The organism is Pseudoalteromonas sp. SIMBA_162, assembly GCF_046535955.1.
In the GTDB taxonomy this organism is placed as follows: domain Bacteria; phylum Pseudomonadota; class Gammaproteobacteria; order Enterobacterales; family Alteromonadaceae; genus Pseudoalteromonas; species Pseudoalteromonas marina.
In genome coordinates this window covers 1-425 of sequence record NZ_JAWJBQ010000089.1, presented here as the reverse complement: position 1 = coordinate 425, position 425 = coordinate 1, and the positions used below count along the sequence as shown (strand labels likewise).

Sequence of the window (425 nt, the reverse complement as noted above, 5' to 3'; positions counted from 1 at the left end):
ATCACCATCGACCATGGCGTCGTCGAAATCGTGACGCAGGTCGCTGAACTCGCTGATGTCCGCATCCAGCAGATAGGCTTTCTGGGGGTCGAGAGTCTTGAGGTATTGCGTAAAGGCGCGGTTGGCCCAGTGGTCATCCAGGGTCACATCTTCGTAGTGCCCATAGCGCAAAGACTCGGCAACTTCGCGAGCAGCCTGTGCATCGGCGTCAGTAGGGGTGACCGCGGCACTGGCAGGGCCGGCCATGGCAAGACACAGGGCAACGAATGCCGTGCGCCGGACGTTTGCGAACAGGCTCATCAATGAAGCACTCCCGATTCATGTACACTCTGCTCCCTGAACGACCTCCCCGCAGGGGGTCGAGCGGGCATTGTAGCAGTCTCACGCACCATACACAGTTGTCTGGCGTTGATGCGTTGGGGTTG

Annotated in this window: 1 pseudogene; it reads right to left on the bottom strand. The window is 59.5% G+C overall.

Annotation, left to right across the window (positions count from 1 at the left end):
• Window positions 1–300 (bottom strand): annotated as a pseudogene (locus tag R0J88_RS18835) (hypothetical protein); the annotation flags it as partial.
• Between the last annotated feature and the right edge of the window lie 125 nt (window positions 301–425).